Annotated in this window: 18 protein-coding genes; 3 read left to right on the top strand and 15 right to left on the bottom strand. The window is 64.7% G+C overall.

Annotated elements, in window-relative coordinates; genetic code table 11:
• Nucleotides 1-35: 35 nt before the first annotated feature.
• Both G6N47_RS06730 and G6N47_RS06735 read left to right on the top strand, forming a co-directional pair.
• Entirely contained in the window at nucleotides 36-1,337 is a 1,302-nt protein-coding gene (locus tag G6N47_RS06730; protein WP_083133185.1) for a YhgE/Pip domain-containing protein, read from the top strand.
• A 99-nt stretch (nucleotides 1,338-1,436) separates the two neighbouring features.
• Complete coding sequence (locus G6N47_RS06735) at nucleotides 1,437-2,555, top strand: phosphodiester glycosidase family protein (RefSeq protein WP_083133186.1); 1,119 nt, start codon at nucleotides 1,437-1,439, stop codon at nucleotides 2,553-2,555.
• A gap of 125 nt (nucleotides 2,556-2,680) precedes the next feature.
• Here the strand turns inward: G6N47_RS06735 and G6N47_RS06740 are convergent, their stop codons facing one another.
• The 3 genes from G6N47_RS06740 to G6N47_RS06750 form a co-directional block, all read right to left on the bottom strand.
• Nucleotides 2,681-3,217 carry a GNAT family N-acetyltransferase gene (locus G6N47_RS06740; protein ID WP_083133187.1) on the bottom strand — a complete coding sequence of 179 codons (537 nt, stop codon included), beginning with the start codon at nucleotides 3,215-3,217 and terminating at the stop codon, nucleotides 2,681-2,683.
• Nucleotides 3,214-4,218: a low-specificity L-threonine aldolase gene (gene ltaE / locus G6N47_RS06745; RefSeq protein WP_083133188.1), complete on the bottom strand. Its 1,005-nt coding sequence runs from the start codon at nucleotides 4,216-4,218 to the stop codon at nucleotides 3,214-3,216. Before ltaE ends, G6N47_RS06740 begins: the two co-directional genes overlap by 4 nt.
• Before the next feature lie 112 nt (nucleotides 4,219-4,330).
• Nucleotides 4,331-5,140, bottom strand: a complete 810-nt coding sequence (locus tag G6N47_RS06750) for a helix-turn-helix domain-containing protein (protein WP_083133189.1) — start codon at nucleotides 5,138-5,140, stop codon at nucleotides 4,331-4,333.
• Between the two features lie 107 nt (nucleotides 5,141-5,247).
• Here G6N47_RS06750 and G6N47_RS06755 point away from each other — a divergent pair, with 107 nt between their 5' ends.
• Nucleotides 5,248-5,700 carry a hypothetical protein gene (locus tag G6N47_RS06755; protein ID WP_083133190.1) on the top strand — a complete coding sequence of 151 codons (453 nt, stop codon included), beginning with the start codon at nucleotides 5,248-5,250 and terminating at the stop codon, nucleotides 5,698-5,700.
• A 59-nt stretch (nucleotides 5,701-5,759) separates the two neighbouring features.
• On the opposite strand, the gene G6N47_RS06760 is transcribed toward G6N47_RS06755, so the two are convergent.
• The 12 genes from G6N47_RS06760 to G6N47_RS06815 all read right to left on the bottom strand — a co-directional run bounded on the left by G6N47_RS06760 (nucleotide 5,760) and on the right by G6N47_RS06815 (nucleotide 19,327).
• Nucleotides 5,760-7,076 (bottom strand): cytochrome P450, encoded by a 1,317-nt coding sequence (locus G6N47_RS06760; protein WP_083133191.1) that lies wholly within the window; start codon nucleotides 7,074-7,076, stop codon nucleotides 5,760-5,762.
• Nucleotides 7,077-7,135: 59 nt separating this feature from the next.
• Nucleotides 7,136-7,810 (bottom strand): YoaK family protein, encoded by a 675-nt coding sequence (locus G6N47_RS06765; RefSeq protein ID WP_083133251.1) that lies wholly within the window; start codon nucleotides 7,808-7,810, stop codon nucleotides 7,136-7,138.
• 27 nt (nucleotides 7,811-7,837) lie between these two features.
• Nucleotides 7,838-8,668, bottom strand: coding sequence for a mammalian cell entry protein (locus G6N47_RS06770; RefSeq protein WP_083133192.1), 831 nt, complete (start codon nucleotides 8,666-8,668; stop codon nucleotides 7,838-7,840).
• Nucleotides 8,635-9,249 carry a mammalian cell entry protein gene (locus tag G6N47_RS06775; RefSeq protein WP_083133193.1) on the bottom strand — a complete coding sequence of 205 codons (615 nt, stop codon included), beginning with the start codon at nucleotides 9,247-9,249 and terminating at the stop codon, nucleotides 8,635-8,637. The genes G6N47_RS06770 and G6N47_RS06775 overlap by 34 nt, the downstream gene beginning before the upstream one ends.
• Nucleotides 9,246-10,223 carry an RDD family protein gene (locus G6N47_RS06780; protein WP_083133194.1) on the bottom strand — a complete coding sequence of 326 codons (978 nt, stop codon included), beginning with the start codon at nucleotides 10,221-10,223 and terminating at the stop codon, nucleotides 9,246-9,248. The genes G6N47_RS06775 and G6N47_RS06780 overlap by 4 nt, the downstream gene beginning before the upstream one ends.
• Nucleotides 10,220-10,987, bottom strand: a complete 768-nt coding sequence (locus G6N47_RS06785) for a hypothetical protein (protein WP_083133195.1) — start codon at nucleotides 10,985-10,987, stop codon at nucleotides 10,220-10,222. Before G6N47_RS06785 ends, G6N47_RS06780 begins: the two co-directional genes overlap by 4 nt.
• Nucleotides 10,957-12,522 carry a virulence factor Mce family protein gene (locus G6N47_RS06790; protein WP_083133196.1) on the bottom strand — a complete coding sequence of 522 codons (1,566 nt, stop codon included), beginning with the start codon at nucleotides 12,520-12,522 and terminating at the stop codon, nucleotides 10,957-10,959. The genes G6N47_RS06785 and G6N47_RS06790 overlap by 31 nt, the downstream gene beginning before the upstream one ends.
• Entirely contained in the window at nucleotides 12,516-13,661 is a 1,146-nt protein-coding gene (locus G6N47_RS06795) for a virulence factor Mce family protein (RefSeq protein ID WP_083133252.1), read from the bottom strand. Before G6N47_RS06795 ends, G6N47_RS06790 begins: the two co-directional genes overlap by 7 nt.
• Before the next feature lie 65 nt (nucleotides 13,662-13,726).
• Nucleotides 13,727-15,382, bottom strand: coding sequence for a virulence factor Mce family protein (locus G6N47_RS06800; RefSeq protein ID WP_083133197.1), 1,656 nt, complete (start codon nucleotides 15,380-15,382; stop codon nucleotides 13,727-13,729).
• Nucleotides 15,379-16,983, bottom strand: coding sequence for a virulence factor Mce family protein (locus G6N47_RS06805; RefSeq protein WP_083133198.1), 1,605 nt, complete (start codon nucleotides 16,981-16,983; stop codon nucleotides 15,379-15,381). The genes G6N47_RS06800 and G6N47_RS06805 overlap by 4 nt, the downstream gene beginning before the upstream one ends.
• The gene (locus G6N47_RS06810) at nucleotides 16,980-18,020 is read right to left on the bottom strand and encodes a virulence factor Mce family protein (protein ID WP_083133199.1); all 1,041 of its coding nucleotides are present in this window, start codon (nucleotides 18,018-18,020) and stop codon (nucleotides 16,980-16,982) included. The genes G6N47_RS06805 and G6N47_RS06810 overlap by 4 nt, the downstream gene beginning before the upstream one ends.
• Nucleotides 18,017-19,327 carry an MCE family protein gene (locus tag G6N47_RS06815; RefSeq protein WP_083133200.1) on the bottom strand — a complete coding sequence of 437 codons (1,311 nt, stop codon included), beginning with the start codon at nucleotides 19,325-19,327 and terminating at the stop codon, nucleotides 18,017-18,019. Before G6N47_RS06815 ends, G6N47_RS06810 begins: the two co-directional genes overlap by 4 nt.
• Nucleotides 19,328-19,335 lie beyond the last annotated feature (8 nt).

Raw genomic sequence — 19,335 nt, forward strand, 5'->3', positions numbered from 1 at the left:
CGCGGTTAGGGTGAGCCCGACGAACTGGAGCCCGCATGTCTGATTCCCAACCACGGCGCGCAGCACCCGACCCCGCGGCTGGTGTCAAAGCCACCCGGACGGTGCGCTTCTGGCTGGTACCGATCGTCGTCACGGTGGCGGTGCTGTCGGCGCTTGCGGCTTTCTACCTCGGCGGCATCGTGAACCCGATGACCAATCTGCGGCATTTTCCTGTCGCGGTGGTCAACGAGGATGCCGGGCCGACGGGCGACCAGCTCGTCAACGGTCTGACGTCCGGCTTGGACAACAACAAGTTCGACGTGCGCGTGCTCTCCCGTCAAGATGCCATGAGCCAATTGGACACGGCACGCGTCTACGGGGCGGTGGTGATCCCTCCCACGTTTTCGTCGAAGTTGCAGGACCTCGCCCGCGGCGCAGTCACTTCGGGACCCATCGATCGGCCTGCCGTCCGCGTCACGACGAATCCGCGCGCCGGCACGTTAGGCGCCAGCATTGCCGGCCAGACGCTGTCCCAAGCGATGGCAGTGGCGAATCAGCGCCTGGGCGAACGACTTTCCCAAGAAGTAGCCGCACAAGCGCAGGGCGCACCGATGGCCGGCGCCGTAACGGCGATTCTCGGCAGCCCCATTGACATCAAAAGCGAGGTATACAAAGCCCTGCCGAACGGCACCGGCAACGGCCTGTCGGCGTTCTACTACGCCCTGTTGCTGTTGTTGGCGGGATTCACCGGCAGCATTGTGGTCAGCACCCTGGTGGACTCGATGCTCGGATACGTGCCAGCGGAATTCGGCCCGGTCTACCGGTTCGCCGAGCAGGTGAAGATCTCGAGATTTCGCACGCTGCTGATCAAATGGGCGTTGATGGCGCTCCTGGCGCTGTTGACGTCGGCGGTCTACATGGCGATAGCCAGCGGGCTCGGCATGCCCATCGACCGCAGTTGGCCGCTGTGGCTCTACGGGGTGTTCGCCATTGCGGCGGTGGGGGTCACGTCGACGTCGCTGATCGCGGTGCTGGGCACGCTGGGCCTGCTGGTCAGCATGTTCGTCTTCGTGATCCTTGGATTGCCCTCGGCGGGCGCCACCGTTCCCTTGGAGGCGACGCCGCCGCTGTTCGGCTGGCTGGCGAAATTCGAGCCGATGCACCAGGTTTATCTGGGCGCGCGGGCCCTGCTCTACCTCGACGGGCGGGCCGATGCCGGGCTGTCGCACGCGCTAGTGTTGACGGCCATCGGGCTGGTGATCGGCCTGCTGCTCGGCGGCATTGTCACCCGCATCTACGACCGCCGCGGCTATCACCGCATCCCGGCTGCGTCCGCGCCAGAACGCGAAGAACTGTAATCGCAAGCGGCTGAACGTAATTCCGCCGCAGCCAAAGCGTCACCCGACTGTTATGTAAGTTGACTGTGTTACTGGCGTGGCTAATGTTGTGCTTGTTGTATCGACTTCCGCGCCGAAAGGTCCCCCGTGTCGACTCTGGCTGTCGCCTTCCGGCGCGTGACAGCCTGCTGCGCCGTGCTGGCGTCGTGTGTCACGCTGGCGACCGGCATCGGACAGCCGGTTGCGCGCGCCGCCGAGGCTCGCGAGCTGCTGGCCAATGCCATTGCCAACACCCGCGGTTCCTACCTGGTGTACAACTTCGGCGCCGGCCATCCCGCGCCGATGCTCAATGCGGGCGGCAGCTGGTACGACGGCACCAGCGGCGGCCATCTGATGATCATCAAGGCTGCCTCACAACGGCTTTCCCCACATCTGCTGGTGGACAGCCACCGTGGTTACCAGGCACGGTGTGAACGCAACCCAGGGGCGCGCACGGGCGACGGGCTCCTGCAGGCGTCAGAAACCTATGCCCCGGTGCAAGCCTGGCAAGTGATGGGCCAGCCAACCATCGCCATCAACGCCAACTTCTTCGATGTCCGCGGACAGAAGGGTGGCTCGTGGAGGTCGACGGGCTGCAGTTCACCCCTGGGCGCCTACGTCGACAACACCCGCGGACAGGGCCGGGCGAACCAGGCGGTCACCGGCACCATTCCCTACGCCGGCAAGCAGGGTCTCTCGGGCGGGAACGAACACTGGAGCGCGTTGGCGACGATGATTCTGCCGACCCACGGAGCGCCGTATGTGTTGTGGCCCAACGGCGGTCGCGACGGCAACGACTACGACGCCGCCACCCGGGTCGTTACGGGCTTGGTGGACAAGGGTGAGCAGTTCGTCGCGGTGAGCGGGTTGGGGTTGTTGTCTCCCGGGAGCACTGGTCAGCTCAACGACGGCGGGCCCAGCGCTGCCCGGACTGCCCTGGCCTATTCCAAGACCCGCGACGAGATGTATGTGTTCCAGGGCGGCAGCTACACACCGGACAACATCCAGGACCTGTTCCGTGGATTGGGCAGCGACACAGCCATTTTGCTCGACGGCGGCGGGTCGTCGGCGATCGTGCTTCGCCGCGATACCGGCGGCATGTGGGCCGGCGCCGGGGTGCCGAAGGGATCCTGCGACACCCGCCAAGTGCTGTGCGATTCCCACGAGCGGGCATTGCCAAGCTGGTTGGCGTTCAACTGATTCCATCGATTGTGCGGTTTCGTACGCGACACGCGGTGTTCGGCGTATGAATCCGCATACTCGAGGAAAAGCCATGTCCGCCACGAGCTCCGACCAAGGCTTTTGCAGTATGTTCGAGCCCACTGTCATCGCGGGATGGGCGGGCTGTCGTCTTCAGCCTCGCCAAGTAAATCCAGCTGCATCCATGCGACATCGTGCCATTGCCCGTGTTTCCATCCGACGCGACGGTAGAGGCCGGCGTGCTCGAACCTGAAACTTCGATGAAAGGCGTTGCTGGCTTCGTTGGGTTGGGTGATGCCCGCGAAGGCTCTGCGATAGCCGCGCTCGATGAGCCGCTGGAGCAGGCGCGTATACAGTTTGCGGCCGCCGCCGAAACGGTAATGGTGTGCTGCCACATAGATACTCGTCTCAACCGACCATTGGTATGCGGCGCGGGGATTGAACGCGTGCGCGTAGGCATAGCCGACGATTTGGTGGTCCTGTTCGAGGACGAGCCATTCGTGAGTCTCGCGAGCCGCTGCTATACGCGACGCCATCTGCTTAGTCGTCGGGACTTTGGTTTCGAACGTGATTGCCGTGTCCTCGACGTAGGGGCGGTAGATCGCCGCGCAAGCCGCCGCGTCCGCTGACGACGCTGGCGTGGAGCACCTACTGCAGGTCAACGCGTGAAGTACTCCCGCACCGCCGCCACGAACGTGTCGACATCGTCGGCGCTCACATCGAGATGCGTCACGAACCGCGACGAGTAAAGCATCTGCGTCAGAATGCCGCGCTCCTTGAGCCACGCCTCCAGGGCCGCGCACTCCGCCTCCGGGAACTCGGCGAAAACCATGTTGGTGGCGTGCGATATCACCTTTACTTCTTCGATCTGCGCTAGCCCCTCGGCAAGGCGCGCGGCGTTTGCGTGATCGTCGGCCAGCCGCTTCACGTTGTGATCGAGCGCGTAAAGACACGCGGCCGCAAGCACTCCCGACTGCCGCATGCCGCCGCCGAGCACCTTGCGCCAGCGGTGCGCCACGTCAATCAGTGCCTTGCTGCCCACGAGCACCGAACCCACCGGCGTGCCGAGACTCTTCGAAAAGCAGATCGACACAGTATCGAAGCCTTCGGCCAGCGCCGCTAGAGGCTGATCCGATGCCACCGCGGCATTGAAAAGCCGGGCGCCGTCAAGATGCGTCGTCAGCCCGCGCCCGTGCGCGAACTGCGTGGCCTCGGCAACGTAATCCGACGGCAGCACCTTCCCACCGATGGTGTTTTCAAGCGCCAACAGGCGCGTACGCGCAAAGTGATCGTCGACCGGCTTGATCACGGCCGCGATGCGCTCAAGTGGAATCGTGCCGTCCTCGGCGTTGTCCAACGGCTGCGGCTGCACGCTGGCGAGCACCGCCGCACCGCCGCCTTCATTTCTGTACGAGTGGGCCGCCTGCCCGACGATGTATTCATCGCCGCGCCCGCAATGCGCCATCACCGCAGCGAGGTTGCTTTGCGTGCCGCTGGGAAAGAACAGCCCGGCTTCCTTTCCCGCCTCGTCGGCCACGCGCGCCTGCAGCAGCAGCACGGTGGGGTCGTCGCCCCAGACGTCGTCGCCGGTCTCGGCGCGGGTCATCGCCTCGAGCATGGCCGGGCTCGGACGGGTGACAGTGTCGCTGCGCAGGTCAATCATGCGAAGGAGCCCTCATAGACTCGGCACATTCCACCTTCCTCCAAGTCGGCTCTCACCAAAGCTACCGACTTCGTCGACGAGCGGATGCCGAACTGCCCCCAGCCAAGTGCACCTACTGTTCTTCGCGATCTCGAGCAAGGGATTCAAACGCATCCGCAGTTGGGTGATCGGCGGGAAAGAGCAGCTCGATCGCCAGTTCGGAAATTGTGACTTCGAACGGCATCTCGAATGTGCCGAACATGCCGAAGAACGACCACTCCCCGCCGTCGGGTGCCCGCACTCTGACGGGTCCGAGGTTGTGCGCGAAGGCGGATTCGGCTGCGGCATCGCGCTCATCGTCGCGGGGCAGGTAGTTCTCAAACTCCTCCAGGAGCGCTGCGAGCTGCTCGTCGGCGGTGGCAGTGAGTTGGCGCTGAACGCGATCGCGAAAGTAGGCCAAGACGTCGCGGGCGTTGATGATCCGGGGAATCAGCTCCAGGCCGACGCGCAGGACGTTGACCGGCGGGTTCAGCAGGGTGGGATCGATGCCCTCGACGAGCGGCTGTATGGCCGCGTTGGCGGCGACCAGGTTCCAGTGACGGTCGAAGACCACCGCCGGATACGGTTCGTGACTTTTCAAAATCCGTTCCAGGGTCTCGCGGATCGGAGCAAGTTCGGGTGCGCCGAACGGGTGCTCGGGGAACGCCGGAGCGTGCCCGGCGGCCAGCAGCAGCCTGTTGCGCTCGCGGAAGGGGATCTCGAGGCGCTCCCCGATCCGAATCAGCATGTCTCGCCCGGGTTTTGAGCGGCCGGTCTCGACGAAGCTCAGATGGCGCGCCGATACGCCCGCATCGAGCGCAAGCTCAAGCTGGGTCAGCCGCCGCCGCTGGCGCCACTCCCGCAACAGCGGCCCGACCTGAGGAGCGGAGCTGGTGCTGGCCATCTGCACTGACTGTAGCCCCACTGGGTTCGCGGCTCGATTACCTCGAGGTAATCGACAGCACGACCTTTGGTCGAAACGATTACTGGTAGGACCGTGAGGAGGACGAGATGACTACATTGCTCCGGCGGCTGGTCTGCGGCGCAGCCGGCGCCGCGATGATCGTGGCATTGTTCCTGCCCTGGGCCGGCGTTCAGGGCGCCGATCGCGGCGGGTGGGAGTTGTGGAAACTCACGATCCCGCTCTGTGTGGTCGTCGCCGTGTGCGCGTTGACCACCGCGATCACCGGGGGACAATTCGGCCTGATGAGGCAGGACGTGTCGATAATCGGCGCGACCGACATCCTCGGCGTAGCAACCACACTGACTCTTGCCTGGTTGCTGTTGTACGACTTCCGTGGCCACGCCAGTCAGCCAGCCCTCATCCTGGCGTTGATATCGGCAGCCGCAGCGGCCTTTGCAGCCGCTGACTACCGCCCGCTGCGGGGAGCACCTCTATTTCCCCGAATGGCCGATCAGCGCGACAGTAGCCATCGTTCTCATAGTCTTTCGGAAACTACTTGATCGGCTAGGTAAGCGGCCGAAATTCCAAAGGGACGGCGTTGCCTGGGCGACTGCCGCACTTAGGAAGCGAGGATATTCGCCGCCCCAAGTGACACCGGTAGGTGTTTGAGGCCGTGCAATCCGATGGTGTCGTTGAAGGTGGGTTCGCCGGCCAGGGTCAGCTGAGGGAAGCGCTCGAACAACGACTGCAAGCCGATGTGTAGTTCCATCCGCGCCAGCGCCGCACCGAGACACGCGTGCATACCGATACCGAAGCTGATGTGCTCGCGGGCGTTGGCGCGGGTGACGTCGAAGATATCCGGGTTTTCGAAGACCGCCGGGTCGCGGTTGGCCCCGCCCACCAGAAGCAACATCGCGTCCCCTGCCCGCACCGGATACTCATGGAGGTCAACGTCTTCGGTGGCGACCCGCGGCATTATTTGGGCCGTGGTGTCGTAGCGCAGGATCTCCTCGATCGCGTTGGGCCATACCTCGGGGTTGGCGCAGAGCGTCGCGAGTTGATCCGGGTGGTGGGCGAGCGCCACGATGCCCTTGCCCAAGACGTGAGTCGTGGTGACAAACCCCGCCCCAAGCAGCAGCCCCGCCAGCATCCTCACCTCGACGTCGCTGAGGTCGCCGTGGCGTATCACGTCGGACAAAATGCTGTCGGGGGCGCCGCCTCCGCGTAGCCGCTCGATATGCTCCGCAAGGTACTGGTCGAACTCGCGCAGAACCTTCGTCGCCGCCCGAAAGTCGCGCCAGGATGCGGCGGCCGTGCCGATCATTTTCGTTGTCGCCTGGGCAATTTCAAGAAGACGGTCGGTTTCGTCGCGGGGAATTCCCATCATCTCGGCGATGATCGCTATCGGGATTCGGGAGGTGTACTCGGCGACAAGATCGCACTCAGCCCTTCCCTCCAGTTCGCGAAGCAGTTCGTCGACAACTTCGTGAATACGGTTGCGGAGTCCCTCGATCGCCCGTGGCGTGAACGCCCGCGAGACCAAGCGACGTAGCCGCGTGTGCTCGGGCGGATCGGTGACCAACATCGAGGGTGGCTCGATGGGACTCAGTACGCCAGGGTCGGTCTTGGCCAGGATCCACTGGACGATACGAAAAGGCGAGCGGTCCCGCTGCTTGATGGTTCTGAACCGGATGTCGCGGAGCACGTCACGAACAATCTGCGCGTCAGCGGTGACCCAGCCGGTCATCGCGATCCGGCGCATGCGTCCGCCCGCGCGAATCTCCTCGATCAGCGGATAAATATCGATCGCCGGATTGATGTCGATTCTCACCAGCTGCGACAAGGGATCACCTCGCCGAGCTTGCAATTTCCACAGCGGACGCAGCACGCCATAGCCAACCGCCCAGTGCGTCCACTCCCGGACTGGCACCTCCATGTGCTCACTCCCCGCCAATCGGCTGCACACGAGCCTACTGCCACTCTGGCGCGCCGGCCCTATGCCGGCTTGCCGAACCGGAAGATCAGCATGCTGACCGCGATCACTGCGGCGGCCAGCGCTATCACCGGCGCGACGGTGATCCGGGACAGTGTCGCACCGACAACGGCTCCGCCGCACATCGCCGCAATCACGCTGTAGCGCAGCTTTTCCCGCTCACCGGTGCCACCGGCCAGCCTGCTGTCAAAGCCGATGCCGACGATCGTCGACGTCAGCACCGTCGTGCTGAGTTCCTGGATCCCGAACTGGCGTGCCGCGACGTTCTGTGCGCCGAAAGTCATTGCCAGCCCGGTGATCAGGATGAGCTTCGTGTTGTCCTGATAGCCCAGCACACCCGCGCCGGCCAGGATCGCCAGAGCCACCAGCATCGCGACCTCTGCGCCAAGCGCCACGGTCAGCCAGTGCCGAGGCTTGTCACCCAGCAGGCGGGTCAACCGGCCGGCGAGCACCGTGCCGCACAGGAATCCCAGGAACGCGACGACGGCAGCAGTCAGGTCGATTCCGGAGCCGGGAACAAACCAGAAGCCCAAAAAGATGACGTTGCCCGTCATGTTGGCGACGAACACGTGGCCGAGGACCAGCACGCTGATCGCGTCCACCAAACCCGTCGCAAACGTCAGCAACAGCAGCGCCGCGACAGTGAGCCGATCGGACACCGGCGAGGCAACTGCCATGGAGTCCAATACCTTTCGGCAGGCTGCCTATATCTGCGGCGTCAAATCCAACGACGTGATGGTCGTCATCTTGGTCACCAGCCAGCGCGCGTGATCGCGTTTCATGGTCAGCCGGTAAGACAAATACCTCAGCGCCGGAACGTTTTTCGACAGCGGGCTGGTAGATGTCGTGTTGGTGTAGACGATCGCGGTGGCGTTGTTCGCATTCAGTGACTCCACCGCCGCCCCGGTTACTTCGGTGGTGTTGGTGATCTGGGCCTGCTTGTTCGGCGCCACGATCGCGTCGATGTACTTGCGATACTGCGCTTCAAAGTCGCCGCTGAGGTACTGGGCCGCCCGATCGGCCAGCTTGTCCATGTTGTCGGGGTTGTAAGTCCACAACGTGGTGATGGCGTTGGCCGCGGTGCTTGCGACTCGCAGCTTGGTGTCCACGGTGGCGCGGTCCTTCACATATGGCTGAACCATCGCGCCGGCGAACGCCGCGGAGGCCACGAACAATACGGCCGCGGCGCCCACCACGATGGCGAGCCGACGACCGACCGGTCGCCTGGCCGCGTCGGTCTCCGTGACCGCTGCTTCCCCGGCTTCGTCGACGGCGGCCTCGTCAGACTCGCTGGCCCCGTCAGAATCGCTCGCCTCGTCAGAATCGCTGGATTCGGCCGTTGCCGTGTCGCTTTCAACAGCATCGTCGGTCGGCGATTCAGACGTTTCTACCTCAGACGCGTCGGAATCCGGCTCGACGCCCTCGGTCGCAGCAACCGCGGACTTGTCGCGTCCTCGGCTGGGCCACCAGCGGCGCTTCCGCGGCGGCTGCTCGGCATCGGTCAGATCACCTGCTGCAGGCTGCTGATCTTCCACTGGTCGCCTTCCCGCTGAGCGGTTAACACCCAACGATTTGTGCTCTCGATTGTTTGCTTTCCGTCGGGAGTCTTGTAGGTAACTTCGGTAGCCACCAGCACGCTTGCGCTGCCGTCGTCGTTCCACCGTTCCACCCCGGCATCCAGAGCGGTGCCTTTCGTCGGCTCCGCCTGCGCGACGTTGAGGAGGACCTCGTTGACCTTGTCTCGGTATTGCTTGGCGAAATCGCCTGTGCCGTTGGCCAATATCCGGTCGACGTAGGCGTTGGCGTGGAACGGATCCAGCGACGTGAATGACGTCATGAACGATCGGGCAAATCCCAGGACGTCGACTTCTTTCATCGCCAACTCGTGATGTTTGCGATGGTTGACCAGGATGAACGACGACGCGGTGATCGCGCCCGCCGCGACCAATACGGCGAGGGTCATCGCCAGGGGCATGACCCACTGCCGGGACGGCTTCCACCACTGCCGCGGTAACTTCCACTGCCGCAACGACATCCGCGACCACAGCGAAGTTTTCGGCATCCCCTGCGGTAACAGTGGCTGTTCACCGGGCTGAACTCGGCGGCGCGGGCTCATTTTTGACCCTTGGCTGGTTTGGGTTTGGTCACCACGGTCAGGTCGTCGACGAGCCACCGCGCATCTGGGCCCTTGGCGAACGTAACCCGGACGGTGGCGGTGATGAATCGCTGCTGTTGCTCACCGCCGCGATGACCCTGCAGAAACAACAGCATCTCCGCCCGATCCGGTGTCGCGGACTTGACCGCGCTGTTGGTCACCCAATACTCGTTGACCACAGGTTGGCCCTTTTGCACTACCTCTTGCTGTTTGGCGAGCCGGTCGCGGTATTTGTCCGTCGTCAGCGATCGCGCCCGCGCGAAGTCCTGTTGCAGAGTTTTCGGGTCGTAGGTCAGCATCTCGGCGACGATCTTCGGCCCCTGCGCCTGGACGGCGGCGCGCGTCTGGTCGGAGGCCCGCTCGTTCATAAACACCACCGTGAAGCTCAACGCGGCACCACCCGCGCACAGCGCCGCCGCGGTCGCCACGACGATTGCGGCAAGCCGACGGGCGATAGCGGGCCGCTGATCCGCATCGACGCGGCGCACCTCGGTGCGCAGCAGCAGGTCGGCAAACGTCCGTCGCCGCGAATCCCACAGCGGCCAAAGCCAACCCACGAACACCGAGATGGTGTCCAACAGGTGGGCGAAGTCCCTCAGCAGCAGCCGCCCCACCCCGGCGGAACCCCCGTCGCGGCGTACGACGGTGATTCCCATCAAGGCGCGGCCCAGGCTCCAACCGCGATTCGCCGGCCACACCGTCCGGTTTATCAGCGTCAGCAGTATCGCGGTCGCCGCAACGGCAATACACAGCGACCACCACGCGCCGCGTACCGGCACCGCCAACGATCCCAACGTCATCGTCGCCACCACGGCGACGCCGGGCAATACATCGACGATGAACGCAGCGGCGCGGATATGCCAGTGCGCCAGGCTATTCGGCAGCGCCGTTTCGACTGCCGGCGTGATGTCGGTCTCGGCGACCACCGCCGTCACTTGGCCACCTGGTCGAGCTTGGCAATCCGGTACTGCCCTTCATCGGGTGCCATCTTCGCCCGCAATCGGTAGCCGATTTCCCGGTTCTGCGTTTCGGTGTTGGACATCTTGACGCGCAGGGCCACGAGGACGTCGAATGAGCCGTCCGGATTGCGCCGTTCTACCGCCCCGCGCAGATCAGACACCTGGACCTGAACGTTGGCAACCTGATAGGCCTGGACGAACAGGCTGCTGTACAGCACCGCTTGGGACCGGAAATCTCCGGTGCTGCAGTCGATAATCTTTTGCGCCCCGGCCGACATTGCCTCAACATCTGGCGCCTGGGTTGCCGCGATGCAGTCCTTTGCGGCCGCGACAGCCTGCGCCTCATGGCGCGCAATGGCCTGGCTGTCTTGATTGAAACGCAGTGCGAGGTAGCCGCCGGCCCCGATGCCACCGGCCAGCAGAAGAAGCGCAGCGGCGATGCCGATCCACCACCGGCGTCCCAGGCGCGACGGGTTCCGCTCGTCAACAGCGTCTTCGGCCGCATCCTCCGCCTGGGCTTCCGCCTCGGAGTCCTCATCGGCCGTCCCCTCGGATTCTGGCGAATCCTCGGCCGTCAACTCCGGGCTTGTCTGGTCGGCTCCGCCCTCGGATTCTGGCGAATCCTCGGCCGTCACCTCCGGCGACGAATCCTCGCTCTTCACCTCGGTGCTGGTCTGATCTGACGACGAATCGTCTGTTTCGGCGGGGTTCAGCTGGCTGGCGCCAGCATCTCCTTCCATCCGTCGTCTCCTGTGTTGCTCGAGTTGTTGACGGAGTATTTAACTCCGTCGGGGCCCGTCACCTCACCGCTCTGAGGACTATAGACCGCGGTGGGAGGCCCAGCCGGGGTGTAGATGCACGGGTTGGGCTGTTGCCCGTTGCACTGGACGGTACCCGAACCGGGCCGCTGCAGCGGGTCGCTGATCGGCGGCGGCGTCAGGCCTCCGGGCGGCAGCTTACTGGCAGGCAGCGGGTTCAGTCCGTTGTTGATCGACGGCGCCGGTATCACCTGGCCCGGATTCACCGGCTGATCACAGCGGGCGCCGGGCGCCGGGCAGTTGAGGATCTGGTTCGGGTCGCCGTACCACGGGTTGGTACCGGCCGGCTCGTAGGGCTTGTTGCTGCGGCACTCCTTCGGCGTCGCGGCGCGCTTACCCGGCACGTCGACACACGGGATGTTGCGCGCACCGCGCACCACGTTGGCGGGAGTCTCCTGCGGGATCTTGCAGTACGCACCTTCCGGCAGGGGCGCGAGGCTGACATCCGCCGGCGACCGCCACTCAGCCGCGGGAGGCCACCCGGTCAGACATGGCGGCGGCTGGTTGATCGCCACACCGAGGTCCAGCACCGCATTGTGTTCTTGCTCGTACGGAGTCGAGATCGTCTGGATGATCGAACCGGCCTGCGGCAATAGCACCAGCACCTGCTCGACGCCGGCGTGGTAACGCTTGAGCATCTCGATCACGACCGACAGATTGGCCAGGGTCTGCGGCAGCGAATCCCGGACGTCGCTGAACACCGCGTTGAGGTCGTCGGCGGTCGGCGCCGCCTTCGGTAGCAGGTCCCGCAGGTTCTGGTCCTTTTCGGCCGCCTGTGCGCCCAACACATTCAGGTTGTGCGCCCAGCGCTCGATCTGCGGGCTGGAGGTGGCCTGGCTGTCCAGGATCGGCGCCGAGTTCTGGATGATGTCGTCGACGTCGCGGATATTCGTCCGGAAGTCACCGACGATCGCCTGAGTAGAGTCGACCAGCCGTTGCAGGGCCGGGCCCAATCCACCAACCGATTGCGCAGTCTCGTCGAGCAGTTGACCGATCTTGTCCTTGGGCAAGGCCTCCAACCCGCGGTAGGCGGTGTCCAGAGCCGGCCCGATCTCACTGGGCACCGTGCCCTTGGTGATGGTCTGTCCGGGCGAGAAGAACCTGCCCGGATTGCCCGGTGACACCAGGTCCAGGTATTGCTCACCGACCGCCGACACCGAGTGCACGTTCGCCGTCGCATCGGCCGGGATCTTGTAACGGCTGTCGATGCTCATCGTCGCCTGCGCGCCGCGCTCGGTCGGCTCGACATCGGTGACCTTGCCGATCGTGATGCCGCGATAGGTGACGTTCGCCGTCGGGTACAAGCCACCCGACGCCGGCAGGTCCGCCTTCAGCTGGTACTGGCCGATACCGATCAAGGTCGGGATCCGCAGGTAGTACCAACCGAGCACCACCAGGGCGACCACGGTGATGATGCCGAATAGCACCAACTGGCGCTTGATGAACCGAGTCAGCATGTCGCCCTCTCCACCAAAGGTCCGCCGGGGGCGTCGTTCGGGTTCGGCGTGTAGCGGACGTCGGGAATCATCGTCGCCGGGTCACGGCCATACGACTGCTCGAGTGCCCGCAACGCACCGGACAACCCGGTTCCGGTGAGGAACGCGTTGTCGACGGTCGACAACGTCGTGTCGAGGTTGAGCGAGGCGTTCATGAAGTCGCCTCGAATCAGCTTCGGAGCGGTGTCGATGTCGAACGGGATGGTGGCGAGGATCTTCAGCGTGCCGAGCAGATACGGCGCGGCGCGGCCCAACTCCTTCAACGGGCACTGCAGCAGCTGCAGGTTCTGATGCAGCGGGCCCCGCGTTTCCGACAGGTACTGGTCGGCGGCCAGGCTCAGACGGCCCAGCGCATTGGTGGCGTCGATCAGCAGTTGCTGCTTTTCGGCGAAATGCTTGATCAGCGGCGGGAATTCGGTCAGTACCCGATCCAGCACATCCGCGCGGTTGCCCACATACGCCAGCAGCCGGTTGGTGGAATCGATGGCGTGGGTGATGTCGTCGCGTTGCTGGTTGAGCTCGGCGGTGAAGGTGTCCAGCTTCCCGAGGAACGCGCGGATCTGCGGGCCGCGTCCGCTCAGGATGTTGTTGACCTCGTTCTGGATCACCTCGAGGTTCGAGATGCCGCCGCCGCGCAGAATCATTGCGAGACTGGCCAACGTGCGCTCGATGTTGGGCCACGCCGACGAGTTCTTCAGCGGGATGGTGTCGCCGTCCTTCAGCAGTTGCGGCGACGGGTTCGGCGGTGCCGCCAGCTCGATGTGCTGCGTACCCAGCAAGCTGGTCTGCCCGATCTTGGCGGTGGCGTTCTTCGGCAGCTTGACGTTGCCGTCCACGCCTAGCGTCAGCGTGGCCACCCAGTTCTTCAGCTGGATGTCGCGAATCTTGCCGACGAACACGTCGGCGACCATCACCTTGCTGTTGCCGTTGATCGCCAGTGTGTCCGGCACCTGCACGTAGAGGGTGTAGGCGCCGGCTCCGCTGCCCGGACCGCCGGGCAGGGCCACGTTCGAGATGCCGTGCCAGCCACACGAACTCAGCATCACCGCGACGACCGCCAGAACCAGCCCCTGCCAGGCCCGGTGGCGGACCAAGTGCATTACTCGGCTCACCAGCTCTTTGTTCGCCGGACTCTTCGCGCCGCTCACGGCGCTCATCACGCGGCTCACGAGCCCCCTCCTGTCGAAGAGGCTGCCTCAGCGGGCAGCGGTGGTCCACCGGGACCCGGTACCTGCGGACTGACCGGCCCCGAGACCGGTGCCGGCGTCGGCGCGACCGGTCCGGGCACCACCTCGGGCCCGGGCGGCGGCGGTGGTATCGGCTGCGGATTCCCGGGTACGCCGACGAACGGCAGCGGGCCGGGCTCCTCGTTGTACGCGTTGGGCGGCCCCGGCGGGGTTTGGTACTGCGACTGGACCGGCTCGATGTTCGGGCCACCCATCAGTTCGGCCAGCGATTCCGGGGTCAGCAGGCCTTCGGTGATCGGACCCACCTGCGTCCCTTGCATTCCGGGCGCGACGATCCAGCCCGGCTGCGTGTTGCGGTGCGAGGTCGGGGTGTCGGGCACCCAGATCCCCGGCACGGTGGTGTCCTTGTATCCCGGTGGCGGCTGCAGCCGCGGTTCGGAGTAGGCGACCTCCTTGGGCAGCGTCGCGGCGGTGCTGAAGAAGTTCAACCCGAACGGGATGTAGTTGAACTTGATCGCGTCCAGAATCGGCGCCAGATACTGCGCACACAGTTCGGCGGATTCCTGGTAGCCCGCCCGGCTGAAGGCCTGAATCGTGCTGCATATCAACTGCATCGGGTTCGCGAAGCCGATGCCGCCGAGGATCGACACCGGCTGGCCGACGACGGCGCCGATCGACGGGTGGTAGATCTGGTTCAGGTTCGCCAGCGCCGTCGGCGCCACGTGCAGCACGGTTTCCAAGCCATTCAGCGGATCGGGCTGCAGCAGTGTGTTGGTTGCCGACGCGAGGTTGTTGACGTCGTGTGCCAGCACTTCGCGGTTCTTGGCCAGGAACGGCCGCAGTGTCGTGAGCAAACTGTCGAACTGCTGGATGGCGTTGGCCAGGTCGCGGTCCGAGCCGGCCAGGCTGTCGGTGAACTGAGCCAGGTTCTTGTTGAGCGCGACGAACTTCTGGTCGTCCTCGTGCAGCGCGTTGACGAAGAGAGCCAAACTGCGCACCACGGCGAAGAAGTCGCCGCGGCCCTCGTTGAGCGCATTCAGGGACCGCGACAGGGCATCCAGCGTGGTGTTGATCTTCTTGCCCTTGCCGGCCAGCCCGTTGGCGAACGACTCGATGATGTCGCCGAACGGCCCCTTGGGCTGCTCCTTGGTGGGGCCGAGTTTGGAGATGATGTTCGTGACCGTGTTGCGCAGCTGGTCCCACTCGGTGGGCACCTGGGTGCGCTCGATCGGGATCACCGCGTTGTCGCCCAGCACCGGGCCGCCCTTGTAGGGCGGGTCCAACTGGATGTAGCGCGACGCCACCAGGGTGGGGTTGAGAATCTCCGCCGACGCGTTGGCCGGCACCTTGTACTTGTTGGCGTAGTGGAAGGTCACCTTCATCTTGTCGCCGGCCGGCTCGATCTTGTCGATCGAGCCGACGGGCACGCCCATGATCCGGACTTCGTCGCCTCGATATAGCGCGTTGGCTTCGGGGAAGTATGCGACGACGGTGTTGTTGGTCAGTTTTTTGAAGAGCTGAATCCCGACGTAGCCGGCGACCAGGGCAAGCACGATCACCAGCGAGCCGATGATTACCGCCGCCCGCGACAGCTTGGGTAGCCGCAGGTTGCGGATATCGAAGACGGTGCTCAACCTTCTCTACCTCCCAAGCTTCCTCCCCCACCGCCTGGCTGGCTGTTTCCGCCTTGACCAGGCGGGATGAACGGCGCCGGCAACTGGTTGCCCGGCCCCGGTGGCGCCGGCGGTCCGGGAGGCAGAGGTGCCGGCGGGGGCGCCGCCGCGGGATTCGCCGGAGCCGGACCAGCCACCGGACCCGGTGGCTCGCTGCGTCCCCCAGGCGGACCCGGGGCGATCGGCACCGGTGTGCCCGGAACGTCCGGTGCGACCTCGCCCGGTCGCCCACCGACCGAGATCCCCGGTGTCGGCGGCAAGCCGTTGGGGTTCGGCGGCGACGACAACACGTCGGGCAACGCGGGGTACGGCCCGTTCGGCCCGAACGGGCCCACGCTCTGGTCGACGCCCGCACACGGCATCGGGTTCCACGGCCGCGGCAGCAGATCCGGCGTCGGCGCGTACGAGCATGGCGAGCCCGGAGCGACGGCCGGTCCCGGGTGATCTGGCGTGCCCTCCAACACAGGCGGTGCCGGAGGCGGCGCACCGTTGGGGAACCGGGTGCCGTTGGGGTCGGGGAACCGGAACGCCGGCAGCCCCGCGCTGCGCCAGAAGTCCTCCGGATCGAGGCCGCGCTTCTTGAACGCCGCATCCACCCACGGCTGCAGGATCCAGCCCGGCGTTAGCAGCCAGTTGGCCAGCGACACCTTGAAATACGGTCCCGACGCGACGGTTTCGTTGAAGGCGGCGATGGTTTTGGAGAGCAGGGTGACCGCGGTGGCCAGGTCGTCCTTGCGCGCGACCAACAGGTCGCTGACGGTGCGCAGCTGCTCGAGCACGTGATTGAGGTTGGGGTTGTCGTTGATGACGCCTTGCAGCTGCGTCGAGAGCGCGGAGACGTTGCCCAGCAACGCACCGATGGCGCGGCTTCGCTGGTTGAACGCCGCCAGCAGCGTATTCGAGTTCACGAACAGGCGGTCGATCTGATCGCTGCGCTCCCCGAGCACACTGGCCACCTGGTTGGCCTGCTTGAGCAAGTGGGTGACCTGCTCGTCGCGCTTGCCGATGGTGTCGGAGAACTTGGCCACCCCGTCTAGGGCCTCGCTCAGGTGCGGGTAGGTCTCGTCGATGGTTTCCGACAACACGTTCAAAGACCGCTTGACGGTGTCGATGTCCCAGCCCGCGGCGGCCTTGGTGACGTCGAAGAACGCGTCGTAAATCTGGTACGGGGTGGTGCTTTGACCCAGCGGCAGTGTGCCGTTCGGACGCAGCTTCTGGGTGCCGCGCGGGTCGATCTCGAGCACTTTGCGGCCGAGGATGGTGTCGGTCTTGATCGCTAGGCGGCTCTCGGTGCCGATGGTTTGGCTGCCGGTCGAGAATTTCATCACGATGTGGTCGCCGTCGATCTTGATTCCCTCGACCTTGCCGACGTTCATGCCGGCGATGCGCACCTTGTCGCCCTTGTTCAATCCGCCCGAGTCGGGGAACTGTGCGAAGTAGATGGGACTGGCGAACAACATCGGGACACTGGTCAAGGTTTGGCCCACGCCGACGACGAGCAGCGTGACCACGATGCCCATCAGGCCGATGCGGAGCCGGTTGGCAGGCTCGAGGGTTCTCATTGCGGCGTGCACCTACCCGTCGGCTGCTGCCAGATCTTGACCGTGCGAACCGGCCCGCCAGGCTGTAACCCGTTGGTCTTCAGCGTCAGATCACACAAGTAGAAGTTCACCCAGTCTCCATAGCTACCGACAGCTCGGCCCACCGTGTTCACCCCGACCGGCGCGCGGCGCAGGAGATCGTCGTACTGGTCGCGCTGATCGATGATCGCTTGCTGGATCGGGTCCAGGTAGTTGATGGTGTCGTGCAACAGGGACCGGTTCTCGGCCAACAGGTCGGCCACCGTTCCCGCGGCGTCGCTGATATGCGCGGTGTTGGCGGCGAGCGAGTCGGCGTGATTGTTCAGCCCGCTGATCAATTTCTCGAAGTTGTCGACGGTCTCGTCGAACTGCTTGCGGTGCCGCACGGTGGTGTCGAGCACGATGTTGAGGTTCTTGATCACCTCGCCGATGGCCTGGTCACGCTCGGCGATGTGAGAGGTCAGTTGTGCTGTCTGGTCGAGGATGTCGTTGATGGTGCCGCCTTGGCCCTGGAAGACCGTGATGATCGACGAGGCGATGTTGTTGACCTTGTCCGGGTCGAGCGCCCGAAACAGCGGCTTGAAACCACCGATCAACGCGTCGAGGTCCAAGGCCGGCTGGGTGCGCGAGAGCGGGATGAACCCACCGGGCGGCAGCACCCGATCGGAACCTTCGCCCTCCCCGCGCTTGAGCTCCATGTAACGGTCACCGATCAGGTTGAGGTACCGGATCTGCGCGGTCGTGGACTGGTACAGCCGCACGCCGCGGTCGACGTCGAAGTCCACATGCACCTTGTGGCCGTTGTCGACCAGCTTGATCTTCTTGACTTTCCCGATCTCCACCCCGGAGGCGCGGACGAACTGCCCGTTGCGCAATCCGCTGGCATTGCTGAATTCCGCGGAGTAGCTGTAGGTCCGGTCGAAGCGCATCTGACCGAACACCACAACGAGGAGCGCCGTGAATGCCAGCAGCACCGTTCCGATGATGCCGAGCTTGATGACAGTGCCTCTGATACTCATGGGTTGATCGTGTTGTCCCCTACTTGGCGGCCCCAGACGTACTCGATTGCGTACGGCGAGCCGACGTCTACGTGGTTGTACGGCGCTAGGCTGACGCCGGTATCAACGACCAGATACGGCGCCGGCCACAGCTCACGGGTGATCTTCTGCCAACAACCCGGCGCCCCGCCCGGACCGCCGCGAGCGTTGATGCGCGGCAGATTCTCCGGGTAGATATAGGGATTCGGCGATCCGCCGACGAGTCCGGCCAACCCTGCCAGTCCCATCGTCGCCGCGGTGATGCCCGCCCCGGGCAGAGACGCCAGCATTCCCAACCCGGAAAGCAGCGCGACGTTGGTTCGCAGCTCGTAGCCGCCGAAGCCACCGGTGAACGCGGCGACCTTCGGTTCCGCCTCGCTGATGTTGCGGACGGCGCAGAAGATCTCCGGAGCATAGGTGTTGAGCAGCTGCGCGCTGGGAACCAGATCGGCGGCGCCACGCGCCAGGTACGGCCCGCCCCGATTGACGATGTCGGCGCCGGTGTCGCCGAAGCCCGTCGCCGCGAGCAACGCCTGATCCAGGTTCTTTTCGTTTTCATGCAGGGTGCGTGCCGTGACGACCGCGTTGTTGAGGAAGTCGAACAGGTCTGGCGACGCGTTGGCGTAAGTGTCGCCGAGCGTGGCCAACTGTTGAACGTCGTGACGGATGGTCGGCATCCGTGGGTTCACGTCGTCGAGGATGGCGTTGCCGTTGACGATCGACTGACCGAACTTGTCGCCCAATCCGTTCAGCGCTTCCGCGGCCGCGGAGAGGGTCAGGTTCACCTTGACCGGGTCGACCTTCTCGGAGATCGACATGATCGTCTGGAACAAAGTGTTGAACTCGGTGGTCACCGACCTTGCGTCGATCACATGACGTGGTGTGATCCGTTGCGGCGTGGGGTTTTTCGGCGACGTGAGCGACACGTACTTTTGGCCGAACACCGTGGTGGCCTTGATGTTGGCATCCACGTTGGCCGGAATCAGCTTGAGGTAGCGGGGATACACGTCCAGCGTGAACTTGGCCGTCGGCCGACCGTCTTTCTGGATCTCCGCGATGTGGGCCACCCGGCCGATCTGCACACCGTTGTAGGTGACCTTCGCGCCGGGATCCATCACCAGACCCGCCCGGCCCGACAGCATCGTCAGCTGCGTCTTGGCGGTGAAATCTCCCTTGTACTGCAGGTAGACCAGCCACAGCACCAGCACGCTGACCAACGCAACGACCACACCGGCCAACCTGTACGGCTGGGCCGGTGGTTTGTTTATCTTTCCCTGCGGCGTCGTCATGGCGTATC

The sequence above is a fragment of the Mycobacterium branderi genome (assembly GCF_010728725.1).
Lineage (GTDB): Bacteria > Actinomycetota > Actinomycetes > Mycobacteriales > Mycobacteriaceae > Mycobacterium > Mycobacterium branderi.

Bases quoted from the DNA above. Each gene is read 5' to 3' on its own strand.
- G6N47_RS06730 (WP_083133185.1), top strand. From the start codon at position 36: ATGTCTGATTCCCAACCACGGCGCGCAGCACCCGACCCCGCGGCTGGT.
- ltaE (WP_083133188.1), bottom strand. From the start codon at position 4,218: ATGATTGACCTGCGCAGCGACACTGTCACCCGTCCGAGCCCGGCCATG.
- G6N47_RS06750 (WP_083133189.1), bottom strand. From the start codon at position 5,140: ATGGCCAGCACCAGCTCCGCTCCTCAGGTCGGGCCGCTGTTGCGGGAG.
- G6N47_RS06755 (WP_083133190.1), top strand. From the start codon at position 5,248: ATGACTACATTGCTCCGGCGGCTGGTCTGCGGCGCAGCCGGCGCCGCG.
- G6N47_RS06760 (WP_083133191.1), bottom strand. From the start codon at position 7,076: ATGGAGGTGCCAGTCCGGGAGTGGACGCACTGGGCGGTTGGCTATGGC.
- G6N47_RS06765 (WP_083133251.1), bottom strand. From the start codon at position 7,810: ATGGCAGTTGCCTCGCCGGTGTCCGATCGGCTCACTGTCGCGGCGCTG.
- G6N47_RS06775 (WP_083133193.1), bottom strand. From the start codon at position 9,249: ATGAGCCCGCGCCGCCGAGTTCAGCCCGGTGAACAGCCACTGTTACCG.
- G6N47_RS06785 (WP_083133195.1), bottom strand. From the start codon at position 10,987: ATGGAAGGAGATGCTGGCGCCAGCCAGCTGAACCCCGCCGAAACAGAC.
- G6N47_RS06790 (WP_083133196.1), bottom strand. From the start codon at position 12,522: ATGCTGACTCGGTTCATCAAGCGCCAGTTGGTGCTATTCGGCATCATC.
- G6N47_RS06795 (WP_083133252.1), bottom strand. From the start codon at position 13,661: ATGCACTTGGTCCGCCACCGGGCCTGGCAGGGGCTGGTTCTGGCGGTC.
- G6N47_RS06805 (WP_083133198.1), bottom strand. From the start codon at position 16,983: ATGAGAACCCTCGAGCCTGCCAACCGGCTCCGCATCGGCCTGATGGGC.
- G6N47_RS06810 (WP_083133199.1), bottom strand. From the start codon at position 18,020: ATGAGTATCAGAGGCACTGTCATCAAGCTCGGCATCATCGGAACGGTG.
- G6N47_RS06815 (WP_083133200.1), bottom strand. From the start codon at position 19,327: ATGACGACGCCGCAGGGAAAGATAAACAAACCACCGGCCCAGCCGTAC.